14 protein-coding genes are annotated in these 15267 nt (G+C 41.2%); all 14 read left to right on the plus strand.

What is annotated here, in order from left to right; genetic code table 11:
- The first annotated feature begins 2 nt into the window (after positions 1-2).
- The 14 genes from ODU41_RS03315 to ODU41_RS03380 all read left to right on the plus strand — a co-directional run bounded on the left by ODU41_RS03315 (position 3) and on the right by ODU41_RS03380 (position 15203).
- Entirely contained in the window at positions 3-329 is a 327-nt protein-coding gene (locus ODU41_RS03315; protein ID WP_044688770.1) for a hypothetical protein, read from the plus strand.
- A 1-nt stretch (position 330) separates the two neighbouring features.
- Positions 331-900, plus strand: a complete 570-nt coding sequence (locus ODU41_RS03320) for a major tail protein (RefSeq protein WP_024376948.1) — start codon at positions 331-333, stop codon at positions 898-900.
- Between the two features lie 11 nt (positions 901-911).
- Positions 912-1331, plus strand: a complete 420-nt coding sequence (locus ODU41_RS03325; protein WP_114866577.1) for a hypothetical protein — start codon at positions 912-914, stop codon at positions 1329-1331.
- A 32-nt stretch (positions 1332-1363) separates the two neighbouring features.
- On the plus strand, positions 1364-1495 hold the full coding sequence (locus tag ODU41_RS03330; RefSeq protein ID WP_014638109.1) for a hypothetical protein: 132 nt from the start codon (positions 1364-1366) through the stop codon (positions 1493-1495).
- A gap of 18 nt (positions 1496-1513) precedes the next feature.
- Entirely contained in the window at positions 1514-4372 is a 2859-nt protein-coding gene (locus ODU41_RS03335; RefSeq protein WP_398578646.1) for a phage tail tape measure protein, read from the plus strand.
- Complete coding sequence (locus ODU41_RS03340) at positions 4369-5091, plus strand: phage tail protein (protein ID WP_014638107.1); 723 nt, start codon at positions 4369-4371, stop codon at positions 5089-5091. Before ODU41_RS03335 ends, ODU41_RS03340 begins: the two co-directional genes overlap by 4 nt.
- A gap of 1 nt (position 5092) precedes the next feature.
- Positions 5093-9544, plus strand: coding sequence for a phage tail spike protein (locus tag ODU41_RS03345; RefSeq protein WP_398578647.1), 4452 nt, complete (start codon positions 5093-5095; stop codon positions 9542-9544).
- A 107-nt stretch (positions 9545-9651) separates the two neighbouring features.
- Positions 9652-9858 (plus strand): hypothetical protein, encoded by a 207-nt coding sequence (locus ODU41_RS03350; protein WP_253215839.1) that lies wholly within the window; start codon positions 9652-9654, stop codon positions 9856-9858.
- 5 nt (positions 9859-9863) lie between these two features.
- On the plus strand, positions 9864-10232 hold the full coding sequence (locus tag ODU41_RS03355) for a hypothetical protein (RefSeq protein WP_024407620.1): 369 nt from the start codon (positions 9864-9866) through the stop codon (positions 10230-10232).
- Positions 10210-10605, plus strand: a complete 396-nt coding sequence (locus ODU41_RS03360) for a holin family protein (RefSeq protein ID WP_014636353.1) — start codon at positions 10210-10212, stop codon at positions 10603-10605. The genes ODU41_RS03355 and ODU41_RS03360 overlap by 23 nt, the downstream gene beginning before the upstream one ends.
- A 6-nt stretch (positions 10606-10611) precedes the next feature.
- Entirely contained in the window at positions 10612-12081 is a 1470-nt protein-coding gene (locus ODU41_RS03365) for a LysM peptidoglycan-binding domain-containing protein (protein ID WP_398578648.1), read from the plus strand.
- A 105-nt stretch (positions 12082-12186) separates the two neighbouring features.
- The gene (locus ODU41_RS03370) at positions 12187-12348 is read left to right on the plus strand and encodes an SHOCT domain-containing protein (protein ID WP_024380991.1); all 162 of its coding nucleotides are present in this window, start codon (positions 12187-12189) and stop codon (positions 12346-12348) included.
- Between the two features lie 57 nt (positions 12349-12405).
- Complete coding sequence (locus ODU41_RS03375; protein ID WP_398578649.1) at positions 12406-13641, plus strand: recombinase family protein; 1236 nt, start codon at positions 12406-12408, stop codon at positions 13639-13641.
- Positions 13641-15203: a recombinase family protein gene (locus tag ODU41_RS03380; RefSeq protein WP_105208212.1), complete on the plus strand. Its 1563-nt coding sequence runs from the start codon at positions 13641-13643 to the stop codon at positions 15201-15203. Before ODU41_RS03375 ends, ODU41_RS03380 begins: the two co-directional genes overlap by 1 nt.
- The last annotated feature ends 64 nt before the right edge of the window (positions 15204-15267 follow it).

Here is a 15267-nt window from a genome sequence, read left to right on the forward strand (position 1 = left end):
ACATGTTACTGAGCGAAATGTACTCCATTCTCAAAGAATTACAGCTCCCCCTCGCTTACCATCATTTTGAAGAAGGGAGTCGTCCAAGACCACCGTATCTGGTTTATTTAGTGACTGAATCAGAAAATCATGGTGCAGACAATTGGACCTATCATAAGCAGAATAATCTGCAAGTGGAACTCTATACTACTAAGAAAGATTTAGCAACTGAACAAAAGGTGGAGTCATTATTTGACAGCCACCTTATTTATTTTGAAAAAGTAGAGACCTATATCTCATCTGAGAAACTCTATCAAATAACCTATTACATCACATTACATGGAGGATAATATGGCTGAAAAGAATAAGGTCACCTTTGGACTACAAGATGTCCATTGGGCAGAAGTTACAAGCGAAGGTTCTGATGGTGCGTTGACATACGGCAATGTAGAACGCCTTCGTGGTGCTGCAGAATTAACCCTAGAACCAACAGGCGACAAGGGTTCTTATAAGGCAGACAATATCAATTTTTATACTACTGAGTCAAACGATGGTTATGAAGGAACGCTAAAAGTTGCTCTTTTAACGCAGGAATTTTTGACTCGAGTCCTCGGAGAACAGTTGGATGCGACGACAAATACCATCTCAGAAATCGCAAATAGCGAAAAGAAAAATTTTGCGTTAATGTTCCGTTTTGAAGGGGATAAAAAAGAAACATTACACGTTTTGTATTATTGTTACGCATCTCGTCCGACTGTTGGTTCAAAAACCAAGTCAGGTTCGGATATCAATGAGGTAGAGTTGACCTTTACTGCCAGTCCTCGCCCTCTTGATAAGGTTGTACGTAGACGAACAACGGAGGAAACGAGTGATGAGATCCGTCAAAACTGGTTCAAGGCAGTTTTTGAACCTCGTAAGTAAGGGAGAAGGCAATGAGAGAAAGTATTACCATAGCAGGCACGACCTACGAGTTAGCAACCAATGCCTACACTCCAATTGCTTATAAAGAGCAGTTTGGTAAGGACTATTTCCAAGATCTCTTTTCTATGGTCAATAGTCAAGCTATCTTGGATAAGCTAGACCAGTTGGAAGAAGGAGAAGATTTACAGGCACATCATATTGATGTTTCTATTCTGTCTGATTTCGATATGACATTTTTCCATCGGATTTTTTGGGTCTTTGCAAAGTCAGCCAATCCACGAGTGAAACCATTTGTGGATTTTTATATGGAGATGGAAGAATTTCCAGTGCAGGATATTGCCCCGGTCTTGATGAATATGTTGAACCAAGGGATGTCAACTAGAAAAAAGCAGATGAAACAGAATCAGCGAGTGAGGAAATCTTCACAGTAGAGAGCTATTTCTCCTGTTGTAAGGAGACTGGATTGACCATTGACGATTTAAAACATATCTCTATTGGGATGGCACTTGACTACCAAACGGACTATGTGGAGATGCGTACTCGGGAAACTTCTCAAACACGCCCAGCAACTCAAGCTGATTTTGATAATTTCTGATGGTAGAAAGGAGGGACTATGGCTGGAAACATAAAGGGAATTACGATTGAAATTGGTGGCGATACCCAACCCTTACAAGATGCACTTAAGGGTGTAAACAAACAAGCCTCTGAAGCTACCAAAGAACTAAGACAGATTGATAAGGCTCTCAAGTTTGATACAGGCAATGTCACCCTCCTTACTCAAAAGCAGGAAGTCTTGGCAAAACAAGTCGAGACAACCAAAGAAAAATTGGCAACGCTCCGTCAAGCCCAATCACAGGTGGAAGCTCAATTTAAGGCTGGGGATATTGGGGCAGACCAGTACCGTGCCTTTCAACGTGAGGTGGAAACTACTCAAAGGCTGCTAACGTCCTATGAAACTAAGTTAGCTGATGTGTCATCAACACTTGAGAATCACGGTCGAGCCAGTAGTTCAGCGGCTCAACAATTAGATAAACTCCAAGTGGAGCAGGGGCAGTTAGCAAGTGAGATGAACAAGGTCACGTCTCAATTTGAGCTACAAGAAAGTGCTTTGTCATCCAATAGTTCTGAAGCAGAACGCAATGCCATAGCCCAACAAAAGATTGGAGCACAGTCAGAAATTGTTTCTAAACAAATTTCCAATCTCGAAAAGCAACTAGCCTTGACAAAGAGGGAATATGGTGAGAATTCCATTGAAGCCAATAAGATGGAAGCTGAGTTGAATCAAGCAAAGACCGCTCTCAATAACCTGAACAACGAGATGGATGAGACCAAATCCTCTGCCGATGGTGCTCAAGATGGCATGAAAGCCATGTCTGACACCATTCGGGCTGAGGCACTTCAAGCGACCAGTGAGAAGCTTGCAGACATCTCTCAGAAAATCTTCGAAGTCGGAACAGAGTCCATGTCTGCGGCAGCTCAACTTCAAGCCAGCAATGCCCAATTCTCTACCGTCTTTGGGGATATGGAGAATGCTGCTAAGGATGCACTCAATAAGATTGGGGAAGAGATGGACATTGTTCCAGAGCGTCTTCAAGGCTCCTTCACTCAGATGGCTTCCTTTGCCAAAACCTCTGGGATGGATACGGCTCAGGCTTTGGATCTGACCACTCGTGCCACCAGAGCAGCGGCTGATGGGGCAGCATTTTACGACAAATCCATCGAAGAAGTCACCGAAAACCTGCAATCCTTCCTCAAAGGAAACTATGAAAATGACGCAGCTCTAGGTATTTCTGCGACAGAAACCACTCGTAATGCAGCGGCGAACAAGCTCTATGGAAAGTCCTTCAATGAACTATCAGAAGCTCAGAAGCAGTTAACCCTCCTTCAAATGGTAGAGGACGGCAATGAACTCTCTGGAGCCTTGGGACAAGCTGCAAGGGAATCAGACGGACTGGAAAACGTTCTGGGTAACTTAAGACAGTCTGGAACTAATGCTCTAGCAGCAATCGGTCAACCGATTCTGGAGATGCTTATTCCAGTCTTCCAAAGTTTGGCAGACATTGTTAGTCAACTAGCGACTTGGTTTACCAACTTATCCAGTCCCATCAAGGAAGTCGTCATTATCTTCACAGGTATTTTAGCCGTGGTAGGGATGTTACTTCCAGTTTTCTTGGGCTTACAGGTTGCGGCAGCCGCTATGGGGACAACCGTTGTTGGAATGATAACGGCATTTTTGCCGATTGTGGGGATTATTTTTGGTATTGTAGCTGCCATTACCTTACTGATTGTTGGGTTAAAAGAACTCTGGACGAATCACGAAGGCTTTCGAACGACTGTGATGGAAATCTGGAATAGTATCCATGCCTTTCTGACCATGATCATCCAGCAGATTTCTAGTTTTGTTATGTCCATCTGGGGAACGCTAACCACATGGTGGACTGAAAACCAGCAATTGATTCTAAATGCTGCAACCACGGTATGGAATGCTATCACTACGGTTATTCAAACTGTGATGACTATTCTTGGGCCGCTCATCCAAGCAAGCTGGGAAAATATCAAACTTATCATCACAACTGCTTGGGAGATGATAAAGATTGTGGTTGAGACTGCCATCAATGTGGTGCTTGGTATCATTAAGGCAGTCATGCAGGTTATCACTGGTGATTGGACTGGAGCGTGGGAAACCATTAAACAAGTCCTAGCTACGGCTTGGGAGGGAATAAAGTCCCTGATTTCATTAGCTTTAAACTTCATCGCCCAGTACATCACAACTGCTTGGACAGGTATCAAAAATACCATTGCAAACTTACTGTCCGCCATTAGTTCAGTTGTTTTTTCCGTCTGGACAGCAATCCAATCGACCATATCCAGTATTTTATCTAACATCGGCTCAACAGTCTCCAATATTTGGAACAGTATCCGAAACACGGTCTCTAGTGTCTTGAATGGCATTTCAAGCACGGTGTCATCCGTTTGGAATGGTGTCAAGAATACCATTTCCAATGCCATCAATGGGGCAAAAGATGCCGTGAGTAATGCCATCAATGCCATTAAAAATCTCTTTAACTTCCAAATCAGATGGCCACATATTCCTCTTCCTCATTTTCGAGTGTCAGGTTCAGCCAATCCACTCGATTGGTTGAAGGGTGGAATCCCAAGAATCTCCATTGATTGGTATGCCAAAGGAGGAATTTTAACCAAACCAACCGCATTTGGTGTAAACGGTAATAGCCTAATGGTAGGTGGTGAGGCTGGAAAAGAAGCAGTCTTGCCTTTGAATGAACAAACGTTAGGCGCAATTGGTCGAGGAATCGCAAAGACCATGACAAGCAATCTACCAACCATTCATATTACCATTACTGGAAATACGGTAAGAGAAGAGACTGACCTTCACCGACTTGCGGAGATGGTTGGAGAGAAACTCGTTTATGAATTACAACGTCAGCAAGGATTGAGAGGAGTGAAACCATGATTAGACATAATGCATTAACCATTGGTGGAGTGTCCACGGCTAGTTTTCCTTTTAAGGTAATCGTGGAAGATAGCCCTTCTATCACAGTAAGTGAAAGTAAGACGCAATTGATCGAACACCAAGGTCTGTCAGGAGCGGTTATTCAAACCAATCCTCGCAGAAGTGTCATGGAACTGAGCTATACACTCTATCTTGTTAAACCTAGTGAAGAACAGTTATTTTCCTTTTTGAAGCTATTTTTGAAAGAAGAATTTTGGCTTGAGAACGCTAGTTTCAAGACCATACGCTTTTGGTGTTACAAGGTTCACCATACTCCAGTTCAAAAGGATAAGCTGGGGGTGTATGAGCTTAAGGTTACCTTTTCTTGTCACCCAACCAAGTGGTTCAAAACGACGACTTCGCAGGTGTTTAGAACCAGTGGTGTTATGCGATGTCAAGGTTCAGCCATCGCTTTTCCAAAGATTACCATAAGTGGCAACTCGACTAGTGAAACTAGCTTTACAATTGGGGAAGATGTCATCCGCTTGGAGCGATTACAAGAAACACTCATTATGGATAATAATCCTAGTCAGCCAAGTTTTAAGACACAAAGAGGTCAGCCTGTAAAATGGTCTGGTGATTTTCTTTCTATAGATGCAGGTAGGAATGACTCAGTTGGAGTTGTCTTAGGTGCGGGCATCACATCATTAACAATAGAAATGAATTGGGGGTGGGCATAGAGTGCTATCATTATTAGACAAAACGGTTCGAACGGCAAAATGGCATGGGAAACCACTCCCAGAGACTATAAAAGCAAGCGTTAAAGAAACCTTGAATGGGGATTTTGTCCTGAATTTTACCTATCCAATCACAGACAGCGGTCTATTTCGAGAGCTAAAAGAGGACTACCTTGTTCGTAGTCCAGTTCCAGTATTGGGACACCAGTTGTTTCGGATAAAGAAAGTAATCGAAGGAGACACCAGTCTTGAAGTTGTGGCCTATCACATATCAGATGACATCATGACTAGGTTGGTATCTCAATTTAGGTGTGAACAGGTTCCCTGTGCAACAGCTCTATCAAGCATGGTCATGGCAAGCAAGTCTCCACTGGGAGATTTTTCATTTACCAGTGACATTGTCAAGAACAGAACCTATACAACGGACAAGGAACAGACGCTGTACTCCAGCCTGATGGATGGTAAACATTCTATTCTTGGAACTTGGGAGGGTGAACTGGTTCGTGATAACCTTGCCCTAACTATAAAGGGTGAGCGGGGACAAGACCGTGGGGTAGTCATCTCTACTCACTACAATTTGAAGAAGTATCAACGAACCAAAGAAAGTACACAGATTATCACTCGTATCCATGCCACTTCAAGCTTTAAACAAGAGGGGCAGGATAGGGAAACTGTACTTCAAGTCACAGTAGACAGTCCGTTGATAAACTCCTATCCTTTCATCAATGAAGTAACCTATACCAATAATAATCTCAAAACTCGACAGGAGTTAATAGAGTGGGCTAGTAGCAAGTTTCGCTTAGAGGGAATTGATAAGCCAAAAGACGCCATCATCATTGAGGCATTTGAGTTAGATGGTCAAACTGTTCATCTAGGCGATACAGTGACTTTAAAAAGCAAGCTACACGGCATTGATGTGAGGAAGAAAGCCATCGCTTATGATTATGATCCTTTAGCTAAGAATTACCGCTCTATCACTTTTGATGATAAGGCAAGTATTGGCACAGGTAAAACTGGTGGGAGCATAACTACACTAGCAAATAATCTCATTGATGGGAATAAGCGGAGTGAGGATGTTGCCGTTGAAATTGCTCTTGAGAATGCCAATAAAGCCTTTGATGCAGAATTTGAGAAACGTCAAGTAGCCATTGATAACGCTATTGAACAGGCTCAAAGTCATGGGGAGGTTTATGCGGATCGATTAAAGGCCAGCATTGATAATGAACTTAGTTCTATTCACCAACAGATGCGGCAACATGAAGAGGAGCAGCAACGCACAACTCGTGATTTATTGGCGAAGGCTGGTGTAAATAGCAACCTAACCACAGAAGCCAAACTGAAGGCAGAACAGGCTCAGACTGGGGCAACTGAAGCCCTCAGAAGGGCAGAACAAGCCAAGCTTGATGCCATTCAAGAAGCTAACCGCTTGACTTCGACGGAGCGTAGTCAAACTGAGACAAAGATTGCGACAGCGAAATCACAAGCTATCACTGAAGCTAGTCGATTGGTTGATGTAGCAAAATCACTATTAGGTGGACAGTTGGCTACAGTAAGTACCAATCTCTCACAAACCAAGGAAGATATAAAACTTCTTGCGAGTAAGCAACTGGTGGATAGTCTGACTGGTCGAGTAACGGGTGCAGAATCCATGATTCAAGTGCAAGCAGACCAAATTTCTCAGCGAGTAAAGACTAGCGATTTTAACCAAGCAAAACAGAGAATCGAAACTGCAGAGTCAACGATTACTCAATTGGGGAATCGTATTACAACTGAAATCAGTCAAGTGGATGCGAAAATTCCAACTAGCCTAGATGGCCTAAATTTGATGACTGGTACTCGTGATTGGTCGAATAAAGGAAATGCCTGGCATTTAGGAAACAATTGGTTTACTGAAACAGAGAATTTCAGAGGACTGGTAGTTCGTTCGACCCAAGCGGGTTATAACGGAAGTCATCAGAATATTGTTGTGAAAGCAGGAGATGTCATTACTTTTAGCTTTTATGCCAAAGCAAATCAGCCACTTTCTTCCATCAAAGTTTCAGCGATTTGGTCCGGTTCGAGTGTCTATCGTGCTCCAGTCGCAAGAGTGAGAGAGTCTGACGATATTATTTCTGTCACCAGTGACTGGAAACGCTACTGGAAAACAGTTCATGTATTATCTGATGGTTCACTCCAATTTCGGACAGAGTACAATGGCAGTACTATCCCAAATGGCAATAAATTCTATGTGGCAGGATTGAAAGTTGCAAAGACCTCACTAGACACAGGTTATTCAGAAAATCCAGCAGATATAGCTGGTGAATTGACCACCCAACGGACACTCATCACTCAAACGGCTTCTGGTGTAGAGCAGGTTTCTACAAGATTAACCGAAGCAAATGGAAAGATTTCTAGTAGTGAAACCCATATTCGACAATTAGTTTCGGATGTATCCTCAAAGGTCAGTCAAACGGATTTTAATAACTTGAAACGGACTGTTGAGGGACATACTACATCCATCCAACAAACACAGCAATCTATTTTGCTTAAGGCTGATAAGACAGTTCTTGAAGGTGTAAAAACAACCGCTGACAATGCCTTGGCTAAGGCCAACACAAACGCTAGTCAGATTACCCAAACCAAGGCTGATTTACGGATTGCCAATGATGCCATCTCACAGAAAGTCGCAAAGACGGATTTTAATAGCTTGACTAGTCGAGTAGCAAATGCAGAAACCACTATCCGCACACAGGCTGGGCAAATTGAGCAACGACTGACGAGTACGCAAGTTGAATCTGCTATTAACTCAAAAGGCTACCAAACTAAGTCTCAGGTTGATTCCAATATTGCGGGTCGTGGCTATCTTACGAGCAGTTCGTTACAACCCTATGCAACGACAACTAGTGTGCAGAATTTGGTCAAAACAACCTCTGATAGTTTTACCCAGCGAATTAGTCAAACGGAAAGCAGAATCCCTACCTCAGTTTCGCATCGCAACTTGATAGCTGGTACTTCGGATAGATGGAGTCCTTATCAGACGATAAATGCCACAAGCAACTGGGTAGCCTCTTTAGGAAGGGTGCAATTTGGAGATAGTAGTGGTATCTATGTTGGGTCAAAAGTGCATTTATATGTTCATGTCTCAGCGGATGAGATTACTTTTGACCCTGCTGTAACTACTCGTACTATGAAACTTCAAGGTCCAATCTTGGATAACCAAAATGCTTGGACATGGACCAACTGGAATTTGTATCACCCTTTCTACAATAAGTGGAGCAGCAATCTGACGACGGGCAACAATTATCGGTTAATCAAACTAACCTCTACCATCACTCAAGAGATGTACCAACACTCTAAAGGTTTTGAACTTCAAGTCAGAATTGATGGGGTTAAGACAGGTAAGTTTCATGTGAGAGCCTTAATGGTATCAACTGGTGATATCTTTCCAGACTATTGGACACCGTCATTAGACGACTTTACGACTGTAACTGACTTTCATGAAGTGCGGGATACTGTAAGCAGTCACACTCGGACCATTGGAGATCACACCAATCAAATCAGTCAGGTTGTTCAAACGGCTACTGGGATTGTGACACGAGTTGGCAATCTAGAAACAAGTCGAGCAACAACTGCCACAGTAAATGCCATTCAAACGCAGGTTTCAACACTTGCAGGGGCGTGGTCGGTTCGAAATCTGACCAGTGCAGGGACAGTCCTGAGTCAGCTCAATCTTAATAAGGATGGCACAGTCAAGATTGATGGAAAACTCGTTCAAATTACTGGCACTACCTATATCCAAGATGGTGTGATAGCGAGCGGTAAGATTGCCAGTCTTGATGCAGGCAAGATTACGTCAGGCATCATCTCAGCAGCTCGAATTGGAGCAGAAGCTATCACTGCGGATAAGTTAAAGGTTGACCAGGCATTCTTTACCAAGTTTATGGCTACAGAAGCTTACCTCAAGCAGTTGTTTGCCAAATCAGCCTTCATAACCCAAGTGCAGTCAGTGACCCTATCGGCCAACAAAATTTCTGGAGGCATTTTGTCAGCAATCAACGGAGCTATGAAAATCAATCTATCACTTGGAAACATCAAGTTCTATACCAACTCTCCATCCATTTCTCGTGAGGTTAGTGGATATCCCCACCAATGGGTTTCCTTTGAGACAGGAACATCAAACGGTAAACCATGTGGTGTAACCATTATCGGTTCGAATCGATGGAACAACTGGAATGCAAATGACGGTGGCTTTGTAGGGATTCGAGCGTGGAACGGTACTGATACTGACCAAATTGATGTGGTAGGTGATAAAGTTCGCTTAGCAAGTGCTCCATATACCAATCCAGATGGGTGGGAGATTGTAACGTTGCCTAACCGGCTGAGTATTGATGCCTTTAAAGCATCCGACCGACCAAGTTCTATTTTGAATATCGGAGATATCCGCATCTATCGAAATGGGACAACCATGTCAGCTTGAAAGACGTACTTCATCAATTCAATCACAATTTTAAACACTTAGTAAACATCACAGGTCGAGGTGACGTCATCTTGACTTGGGATACGATTAAATAAAGGAGTTCACAGATGAATCTAGAACAAATCAACCAATCACTAAAACTAACTATCCAGGAGCTTGTCACAAAGCTATCTGATGAAATTACCGCTAAGAACCTCATTGCCATCCAATTGGTGGAAAGGGATGAGGAACTTAGCCTATTGCGTAAAGAAAAACAGGAATTGACTGAGCTATTAGAAGTTCAGACAAAACCTGAAGAAAGGAAAGGAAAATAGTTATCATGGCACTTCTCAATATTGACAAAGTAACAGAACCATTTGATTTGGAAACAGCTCTCGCTTACATGCGTAAGAATGGAGAGTTCATTCGTTGTAAGACAGCAGAGCAGGATTTTTACATGTATCTTGAAGAGGTAAGGCGACCTGCCATAAAAAATGGAAAGCGGCAGTTGGTTACAACAGAAACAGTTTGGGCTTTTAATCAGTGGGGTAGTACGACATTAACTCTGAACCTTTCTGATTTATTCCATGAATGTTTTTACCTGATGCGGTTTGATGAGAACGGTCAACCGGATTGGTCAGACCCTACCATTGTGCAGGAAGGTTCAGTAGAAAGTGAGGTGACCGATGAAGGAACTGTTAACTCTTAATAAGATTTTATTTTCCATGATTGGAGGCTTGATTGGTAGTCTATTTGGAGAGTTGGATGGTATCCTATATGCCCTACTTGTCTTCATTATTATTGACTATCTAACAGGAATTTTTGCGGCAGTTGTAGAGAAACAATTGTCAAGTAGTATCGGCTTTCGTGGCATCTTTAAAAAGATAGCCATTTTATTTTTAGTTTCTCTAGGTCATCTGATTGATACTGCAATTATCAAGCAGGGTGGAACCATTCGAACCATGGTCATTTTCTTTTATCTCAGTAATGAGGGGTTAAGTATTCTAGAAAATACCGTTCGAATTGGTTTACCGATACCTGAGAAACTACAAGCAATCTTAAAACAAATCAACGAGAGGTGAGAAGATATGGGAAAACATCTAGTCATTTGTGGTCATGGGCAAGGGCGAACTGGCTATGATCCTGGAGCAGTGAATGCCAAACTAGGTATCACAGAAGCAGGAAAGGTTCGAGAATTAGCCAAGTTAATGTCTAGGTACAGTGGACAACAGATTGATTTTATTACCGAACAAAATGTTTATGATTATCGGAGTATTACTAGTATTGGTAAGGGATACGACTCGATTACTGAATTGCACTTCAATGCCTTTAATGGTAGTGCCAAGGGGACAGAAGTCTTGATTCAATCTTCCCTAGAAGCAGACAAGGAAGATATGGCTATCCTCTCTCTCCTTTCACGTTATTTCCAAAATCGTGGCATTAAGAAGGTAGATTGGCTCTATAATGCCAACCAAGCAGCAAGTCGTGGATACACCTATCGTTTGGTGGAAATTGCCTTCATTGATAATGAACAAGATATGGCGATTTTTGAGAACAAGAAAGAGGACATTGCGAGAGGTCTTGTATCAGCTATAACAGGAGTTGAAGTCAAGACCATTGTTCCCTCGCCCCCCAGTTCAACCGTTGGGAGTTCAGGAACTCCTTCAAAACCAATCTATCTTGTTGGTGATAGTCTTAGGGTGTTGCCTCATGCGACTCATTATCAGACTGGTCAGAAAATCGCTAACTGGGTCAAGGGGCGTACCTACAAAATCCTCCAAGTAAAAAATGTTCACCAGTCCAACAGTAAGAGAGCTTATCTACTTGATGGAATCAAGTCTTGGGTGCTTGAGCAGGATGTAGAAGGAACTACTAAAGGCCATAGTGAGCAGACCTATCAAGCACAGAAGGGTGATACGTATTATGGAATCGCTCGGAAGTTTGGTTTAACAGTTGATGCTCTTCTAGCGGTTAATGGCCTGAAGAAGACGGATATTTTAAGAGTTGGACAAACTCTAAAGGTTAACGCAGCTTCACGGATAACAACCGCTATTCCAACCAGTGTTGCAAGCCGTGTGGTTGCGTCAGCTTTATCTAAGGTCGGTCAAAAGGTGACCGTTCCTTCTAACCCTTATGGTGGACAGTGCGTTGCCTTGGTGGATAAGATTGTTCAAGAACTTACGGACAAGAATATGTCCTATACTAATGCCATTGATTGTTTGAAGAAAGCAAAATCAAATGGTTTCCAAGTAATCTACGATACTTGGGGTGTGAATCCTAAAGCAGGTGATTTTTATGTCATTCAGACGGATGGTTTGGTATATGGTCACATTGGTGTCTGTGTGACGGATTCAGATGGAAAAAGTATTGATGGTGTGGAACAGAATATTGATGGATATTCTGACCATAATAAGAACGGTATCAATGACCAATTGGAAATTGGTGGTGGTGGAATTACTCGTCGTGTGAAACGTCAATGGATGGCGGATGGCTCACTCTACGATTCAACTGGAACAATTAAACTCGGTAAAGTTGTAGGTTGGTTTAGAATTTCATAATTAAGATATAAGCCTGGTGGAAACATCAGGCTTTATTTTTTTGCTTTTTTTCAATAAGTGCGGAAAAAATACTCCCAAACCTACCTAGTAAGGTAGGAGGATAATATGGACGTTCAAAAAATTAATAATGAGATGACCTATCAACTTACAATGATACAAGCAAAGGTACTTCTAAATAAAGGAGCAATCACAATTGAGGAATTTGAACTTTTTAGGCAATTGATGCTTGAAAAATATCAACCATTTATAAGTCAATTATCGACCTAATAACTGGATATTTTTTTCTTTTAGAGTGATATATAGTAGCGAAAGGAGTGTATTAAATTGAGAACTATTAGAAGAATACAACCCATAAAATCGCCCTGCAAGCCAAAATTAAAAGTTGCGGCATACGCAAGGGTTTCTGATAGTCGTCTTCATCATTCTCTGTCAACACAGATTAGCTACTATAACCGTTTGATACAAGCACATCCAGACTGGGAATTGGTAGGGATTTATTATGATGAAGGCATAAGTGGTAAAGAACAAAGTAATCGACAAGGCTTTCAAAATCTTATAAAGCATTGTGAAGATGGAAAGATTGATAGAATAATCACTAAGTCAATCGCTCGTTTTGGTCGAAATACAGTTGAATTACTAACCACTGTTCGACAATTACGTCTGAAAAATATTGGTGTTACTTTTGAGAAAGAAAATATAGATAGTCTTAGCTCAGAAGGAGAATTGATGTTAACCCTCCTTGCCTCAGTAGCTCAAGAGGAGTCTCAAAACATGAGTGAAAATATAAGGTGGCGAATCCAAAAGAAGTTTGAAAAAGGGATTCCGCACACTCCACAGGATATGTATGGATACCGTTGGGATGGAGAACAATATCAGATTGAACCTAATGAGGCAAAAGTTATTCGTAATGTCTTTAAATGGTATCTGGATGGAGATTCGGTTCAGCAGATAGTTGATAAACTCAATCAGGAGCATGTCTTAACAAGACTTGGTAATCCATTTACTGTAGCAAGTATCAGAGAATTCTTCAAGCAAGAAGCATACTTTGGTCGCCTTGTCTTACAGAAGACCTATCGTGAAGCATTCTCTAGAAATCCGAAAAGGAATAAAGGTCAACGAAATAAGTACATCATTGAAAATGCACACGAGCCAATTGTTACAAAAGAGTATTTTGATTTAGTACTTCATGAGAAGGAGCGAAGATATCAGTTAATGAGTCAAGAAAGCCACTTAAATAAAGGTATCTTTCGTGACAAAATTTTTTGTTCAGAATGCGAATGTTTGATGATTGTTAAAGTGGATTCAAAACAAGTTAATAAAACCGTACGATATTATTGTAGGACACGTAATCGTTTCGGAGCATCATCATGTTCATGTAGGACGCTAGGAGAAAAACGACTTTTGGCATCGTTTAAAAGCAAGTTAGGTATTGTTCCAGATAAAGAGTGGGTTGAAAATAATATTAAACACATCGAGTATGACTTTGGTCAACGTATCATCTGGGTTATACCAGTAAAAGGAAGGAAATATACCATAGAAATTAGAGAGGGGCGATATTAGTGAAGAAAGTAATTACTATTGAAGCTACACCAAGAATTATTAGGTCAAGTTCAGATGATTTCTCTTTGAAAAAGCGTAGAGTTGCAGGCTATGCTAGGGTATCAACTGACCATGAAGACCAAGCAACAAGCTATGAGTCACAGATGCGGTACTACTCTGAATACATTAATGGGAGGGATGATTGGGAATTTGTTAAAATGTACTCTGATGAAGGTATCAGCGGGACAAACACAAAATTAAGAACTGGTTTCAAAGCTATGGTGGAAGATGCACTCAATGGCAAAATCGATTTGATTATTACAAAATCTGTTAGTCGATTTGCGAGGAATACCGTAGACTCACTGACTACGGTTAGGCAGTTGAAAGAGGTAGGTGTAGAAATCTACTTTGAGAAAGAAAACATCTGGACATTAGATTCAAAAGGTGAACTACTCATAACTATCATGTCTAGTTTGGCACAAGAAGAAAGTAGGAGCATATCCGAGAACGTAACTTGGGGCTTAAGGAAACAATTCGCAGAAGGGAAGGTTCATTTTCCTTATACCAATGTTTTAGGCTTCAAGGCAGGTGAAGATGGGGCAATTGTAGTTGATCAGGATGAAGCCATAACTGTTAGGTACATCTTTCAGCAAGCACTTATTGGAAAATCACCATATCATATCGCAAAGGATTTGACTGAACAAGGTATACCTTCTCCTAGCGGCAAATCTCAATGGAACGCAACCACAATCAAGCGAATGCTTAGAAATGAGAAGTATAAAGGGGATGCCTTACTACAGAAAACTTTTACAATTGATTTTCTGACCAAAAAGAAGAATATCAACAGAGGTGAGTTGCCTCAGTATTATGTGGAGAATAACCATGAAGCAATAGTTGATAGAGAGACCTTTGATGCAGTTCAACAAGTGCTCGATAATAAAGGAAGAAAGTCGAGTACAACAATCTTCAGCTCAAAACTAGTATGTGGAGATTGTGGTCATTTCTTTGGTAGCAAGGTATGGCATTCAACCTCAAAATATCGTAGAGTTATTTATCAATGTAATGAGAAGTATAGCGGAGATAAGCGATGCAATACTCCACATGTCACTGAAGAGGAGGTCAAAGATTGGTTCGTTACAGCCATCAATAAGGTCATTGTCAATAGAGATGAGATTATTGGAAATCTTGAAATCTTGCTTGAAATTAGTGGGACTGATGCTTTAGAACAACAGATGAAAGAGTTGGAGAATGAAGTTGAAGTTGTCTCACAGATAATATTAAAACTTGTCACAGATAATGCAATGAAGCCACAAGACCAAGATGTCTACCAGGAAAAGTATAGGAACTGGGTTTGTAGATATAATTCTTTATTAACAAATCAGGAATCAATGGAGAAACAATACTTAGAGAAAAGCAAGAAAAATAAGGATCTTCAAGAATTTATTAACATCTTGAAAAGACAAGTGGATTTGATTTCTGGTTTTGATGAATTACTCTGGTATACGACAGTCCAAGCAATTACCATTGATTCAGAGAAAAGAGTATCATTTTCGTTTAAAAATGACACAGTCATAGTTATATGAAATCGCGGCCACTTTATTATTGTTTATTGTTGATCAGATTTATCTAAGTAATTCTCTAATGAGA

Origin of the sequence: Streptococcus sp. 2022WUSS083, from assembly GCF_044427155.1 — a bacterium.
Taxonomy (GTDB): Bacteria; Bacillota; Bacilli; order Lactobacillales; family Streptococcaceae; genus Streptococcus; species Streptococcus hashimotonensis.